Annotated in this window: 3 protein-coding genes; all 3 read right to left on the bottom strand. The window is 70.2% G+C overall.

Going from position 1 to position 4,902, the window contains the following annotated elements; translation table 11 throughout:
* Positions 1 to 437 precede the first annotated feature (437 nt).
* Positions 438 to 2,075, bottom strand: a complete 1,638-nt coding sequence (locus VFN12_RS04640) for a DUF3352 domain-containing protein (RefSeq protein ID WP_325117429.1) — start codon at positions 2,073 to 2,075, stop codon at positions 438 to 440.
* Between the two features lie 126 nt (positions 2,076 to 2,201).
* Complete coding sequence (locus VFN12_RS04635) at positions 2,202 to 2,732, bottom strand: hypothetical protein (protein WP_325117428.1); 531 nt, start codon at positions 2,730 to 2,732, stop codon at positions 2,202 to 2,204.
* Positions 2,717 to 4,902: DNA polymerase III subunit alpha (dnaE, locus tag VFN12_RS04630; RefSeq protein WP_325117427.1), on the bottom strand; the 2,186-nt coding region annotated here is incomplete at its 5' end. The genes VFN12_RS04635 and dnaE, both read right to left, overlap by 16 nt.

Genomic DNA, 4,902 nt, shown 5'->3' with positions numbered 1-4,902 from the left:
AGGACCCGACCGACCGGCTGTGCATGGTCACCGACCTGCTGCGCCTGGAGCTGCGGGCGATGAACGTGATCCCGTCACTGCCGGCCACCGAGGTGGCGCGCACCCGCTGGTCGCCGAACTGAGCCGCCGCGGCGTGAGCTCTCTCGCGCCGCGTATGGCGGCCGAGGTTGGGCAAGGCCCGCGACGGAGCTCGCGCGGTCGCGACGGGCGCGTCCAAACCCCCTGACCCGGCGCAGGGCAGGGGCCCCGGTGAGCAGCGCCCTGCGTCCGTTCCGGGGTTTCGAGGCTCAGGCGCCGGGCGCCTTCGCACCTCAACCACCGGCAGGACGCCAGGGCGCCTTCACACCTCCACCACCGCGGCGGACCGGGCACCTTCGCACCTCCACCACCACGCGGCGGACCGGGCACCCCTCGCACCCAACCACCGGAGGGACGGATCAGTTCGTCGTCAGCCGGAGCAGGGCATGACTGGTGTCGCCGTCCTGCCAGGTACTGACCCCGAATCCCTCGAGGGGCTCGAGGTTGGCCTTGGCCTCGGGGTCGTCGTCGGCCAGGGCGCTGAGCCAGTTGCCGTTCGCGTCGAAGTTGACGAAGACGATGGCGCTGGCCTTCTCCGGCTCACGAACCACGTCGCGGAAGGCCTCGGAGTCGCCGAGTCCACCGTTGCCGAGGATCTTCGACAGATAGTCGTCGCTGGGGCCGATGGCGACCACGTCGCCCTCCGACCGACTGCGCAGCGGCTCGCTCATGGGTTGCCCGATCCGGTTGCGCACCTTGTCGAGCACCTCTTCGATCGCGGCGGCATCACCCTGGACCTTGACGCCGATCGGGACGTTGCTGCCGTCGGGGCTGTTCTCGAAGGCCTCCGGGTCGAAGTCACCGCCGATCGCGAGCACGGTCGAGTCGCCCAACAGCGTCTCGAGGTCCTCCGGCAGCGCCAGTCCGGTCCACCGCTCGGCCTGCGCCACCATCTGCTCCTGGCTCTGCCCGCTGCCGAGCGTTCCGACGGCCTGGTCGAGGAGGCGTTGGGCCCAGCCGTCCGGCAGCCCGACCCCGATCGCCACGGCGGTGTCCGCGGGCAGCGAGGCCAGGACGTCGTCGCCGGCATCGGTGTCGAGGTAGTGCTGCCGGATCGCGGCCGCGTCTCCGACCGACTCGAGCTCGAGGCCGCCGTCGGCGAAGCGCAACGTCGCCGCCACGCCCTCGAAGTCCCGCAGCCCCTCGACCATCTCGTCGGGCAGGTCGGGGGTCGTGGACTGCTCGGGGAGGATCTCGTCCTCACCCTCCATCGGCCCGAACGGGAAGCCGAGCTCGTCGACGTTGTCGGCCAGGTAGTCGCCCGCCGCCGGGGCGGCATAGAGGTTGAGCACGCCCGCCTCGCCGACCTCGTCCGTCCACTTCTGGTACGTCTCGTCATCGGCCAGCGTCGCGCTCTCGGTCTCCGTGACGACCTCGTCGGCCAGCGTCTCGGTCTCGGCCACCACCGCCCACTCGCCGGCGATGCTCCAGCCACCTGCATCCTCGCCCGCGCAGTCCCGGACCGTCGCCAGCCCGGCGTCGGCGGCGTCCGCGTCCTTGACCTGGAGCACCACGACGGGGACCGGCTCCTCCCTGCCGAGGTCGACGGCGGCGATGGCCGCACGGTCGCCGAGCCAGGGCTCGATGTCCCCGGCGTAGTCGAGACCGTCGCACTCCTCGGCGAGGTCGCCCTCGTCGAAGATCGTGCGCTTGATGTCGTCGTCGGTGTCGAGCCCGATCTCGTCCCTGAACGCCGGGAACTTGTTGAGCATCCGGATCGCCTCGACCTTCTGACCGCCGCTGGGATCGAGGTCGATGCTGGCGTAGCCGAGCGTCGAGGCCGGAAGTGCCTCGGCCGGCTGCGCGCCGGTGGCGAGGAACGACGTCGCCGCCCACACCCCGCACCCGATGGCTGCCAGGCCGAGCGCACCGACACCGGCGATGACGGCCTTGCGGCGACCGCTCCCTGGCCCCTTCGTCCCACGTGGAAGCGGGCCACCGCCGCCCTGCTCGAGGTACTCGGGCTGGGAACCGCCGGGCGGCGTCGAGCTGGTCATGCGTGGTTACCCCCGTGTCGTGCCATGTGGTGTGCCTGCAGGTCGTGCAGGTGTGACGCGCGGGGACGCGGTTGCGTTCCGCCGCGGAGACCTTACCCAGTCAACGAGTCGCGGGACGCCGAAAGTTCACTCGGCGTGGCGCTTGGTCAGCCCGAGGAGTACGACGGCGAGGCTCAGGGTCGCCCCGACCGGAAAGGCGACGTAGGGACTGGCACCCACGACCCGCAGGTCGCTCGGGAGGCGGGTGCCGTTGTCGGCGGTCCTGGCGAGCGCCCGTGGGTCGTCCGGGCCCAGCGCGTGGCCGACCTGGACCATGATCCAGCCCGCCAGCGCGGCACCGGCCACCACGGCGACGAGGGTCACCAGCTCGGCGCGGTCCAGGAACAGGGCGCACAGCACACCCACGAGCAGGCCGGCGACCGACGCCACGAGGACGTAGACACCCGTGCCGGAGAACTCGGCCTGCACGCCGGCCAGGCCCTGCAGCCACTCGTGGTCGACCACCACGCCACTCGACGGGGTCCACAGCCACTCCCACACCACGGCGGCGAGGGCGCCGGCCACGGCGAAGATGACGAGGACGAGCACGGCCTGGGTGATCGCCGGCACCCAGCGGGACCGGGTGCGGGCCGGCTCCTGGGTCAGCTGCCCAGACAACCCGGCCCCAGGAGGTGCTTGAGGTCGGCGAACAGGGCGGGGCTCGGGGTGACCCGGAGCCGGTCGTCGAGGCGCATCACGGTGGTGGCGTTGCGGGCCTTCAGGCGCAGCTGCACCTCGGTCATCCCCGGATGGGTGGCCAGCACGTCCTTGAGCTGCCCGACCACCGGCGGGGTGCACCGCGTGGAGGGCAGGCTGATCACGACCGGACCGGTCGGCCCCTCGGAGAGGTCGGGCACCGTGACCTCGATGGCCAGGATCTCCGGCTGGTCCTTGCTGCGCGAGAGCCGACCCTTGACGGTGATGATCGCGTCCTCGGTGAGGTAGGTGCTGGCCAGCTGGTAGGCACTGGGGAAGAGCAGGACGTCGATCGCGCCGTCGAGGTCCTCGAGAGTCACCAGGGCCCAGTTGTCACCTCGCTTGGTGATCTTGCGCTGCACCGAGGTCACCAGACCGCAGATCGTCAGCACCGTCCCGTCGGGCCGGTCCTCGTCGAGCATGAGCTGGCCGATGCTGCAGTCGGTGCCGTTGGACAGCAGGTGCTCGAGCCCGAGCAGGGGATGGTCGGAGACGTAGAGCCCGAGCATCTCGCGCTCGTGGCCGAGCAGGGTCGTCTTGTCCCACTCGTCGATCTCCGGGATCGCGACCGAGATGCCGAAGCCGGCGTCTCCGTCGTCGCCGAGTCCGCCGAACAGCGAGTCCTGGCCGATCGCCTCGTTGCGCTTGATGTCGATGTACTGGTCGACCGCGGTCTCGTGGACGGCGACCAGCGCCCGCCGGTGGTGCTTCATCTCGTCGAACGCACCGGCCTTGACCAGCGACTCGATGACCCGCTTGTTGCAGACCAGGGCCGGCACCTTGCCCATGAAGTCGTTGAAGTCGGTGAACCGGCCCTCGCTCTCGCGGGCGGCCACGATGCCGGAGACGACGTTGGCGCCGACGTTGCGGATGGCGGTGAGCCCGAACCTGATGTCGTTGCCGACCGGGGTGAAGGTCGACTGGGACTCGTTGACATCGGGCGGCAGGACCTGGATCTTCATCCGCCGGCACTCGTTGAGGTAGATCGCCATCTTGTCCTTGTCGTCCTTGACGGACGTCAGGAGCGCGGCCATGTACTCGGCCGGGTAGTTGGCCTTGAGGTAGGCGGTCCAGTAGGTGATGACGCCGTAGGCGGCCGAGTGCGACTTGTTGAAGGCGTAGTCGGAGAACGGCAGCAGGATCGCCCAGAGCGTGTCGATGGCGGCCTGCGGGAACCCATTCGCGAGCATGCCGGACTGGAAGCCGGCGTACTGCTTGTCGAGCTCCTCCTTCTTCTTCTTGCCCATCGCGCGGCGCAGGTTGTCGGCGGCGCCCAGGGTGAAGCCGGCCAGGGCCTGGGCGATCGCCATCACCTGCTCCTGGTAGACGATCAGGCCGTAGGTCTCCCCCAGCACGGGTTCGAGGGCCTCGGCCAGCGCCGGGTGGATCGGATCGATCGCCTCCCGGCCGTTCTTGCGGCGCGCGTACTTGTTGTGGGAGTCGGCCCCCATGGGGCCGGGGCGGTAGAGCGCGCTGACCGCGGTGATGTCGGCGAACTGGTCGGGCTGCAGCGAGCGCAGCAGCGCGCGCATGCCGGCACCGTCGAGCTGGAAGACGCCGAGCGTCTCGCCGCGGCCCATCAGCTCGTAGGTCGGCCGATCGTCGAACGGCAGCTCCTCGAGGACGACCTTCTCGCCCCGGTTGGCCTCGATGTTCACGAGCGCCTCCTCGAGGGTGTGGAGGTTGCTCAGCCCGAGGAAGTCCATCTTGACCAGCCCGAGCGACTCGCACATCGGGTAGTCGAACTGGGTGATGATCGCGCCGTCCTGCGGGCGGGCCATGATCGGCACGATGTCGATCAGCGGCTCGCTCGACATGATCACGCCGGCCGCGTGCACGCCCCAGTTGCGGATCTGGCCCTCGAGGCCGACCGCGGTCTCGTAGATGGTGCGGACGTCGGGGTCCTGGCCGTGCAGCGCGCGGAACTCGCCGCCGTCGTTGTAGCGCTTGTGGTCGGCGTTGAAGATGTCCTTGAGCGCGACGCCCTTGCCCATCACGTCGGCCGGCAGCGCCTTGGTGATCCGCTCGCCGACGCCGAAGCCGTGGTCGAGCACCCGGGCGGCGTCCTTGATGGCGGCCTTGGCCTTCAGCC

Origin of the sequence: Nocardioides sp., from assembly GCF_035703625.1 — a bacterium.
Taxonomy (GTDB): Bacteria; Actinomycetota; Actinomycetes; order Propionibacteriales; family Nocardioidaceae; genus Nocardioides.
Note: the sequence above shows the minus strand (reverse complement) of the source record. Positions and strands in the feature narration are given on the sequence as shown.

Bases quoted from the DNA above. Each gene is read 5' to 3' on its own strand.
- VFN12_RS04640 (WP_325117429.1), bottom strand. From the start codon at position 2,075: ATGACCAGCTCGACGCCGCCCGGCGGTTCCCAGCCCGAGTACCTCGAG.